Here is a 322-nt window from a genome sequence, read left to right on the forward strand (position 1 = left end):
GGCTCAACCTGGGAACTGCATTTGAAACTGGCAAGCTAGAGTCTCGTAGAGGGGGGTAGAATTCCAGGTGTAGCGGTGAAATGCGTAGAGATCTGGAGGAATACCGGTGGCGAAGGCGGCCCCCTGGACGAAGACTGACGCTCAGGTGCGAAAGCGTGGGGAGCAAACAGGATTAGATACCCTGGTAGTCCACGCTGTAAACGATGTCGATTTGGAGGTTGTGCCCTTGAGGCGTGGCTTCCGGAGCTAACGCGTTAAATCGACCGCCTGGGGAGTACGGCCGCAAGGTTAAAACTCAAATGAATTGACGGGGGCCCGCACA

General features: G+C 55.9%; 1 rRNA gene. It reads left to right on the forward strand.

The features are described from left to right. Positions 1-322 (forward strand): 16S ribosomal RNA (locus tag N6G83_RS54640); the annotation flags it as partial.

The sequence above is a fragment of the Serratia sp. PL7 genome (assembly GCF_945957435.1).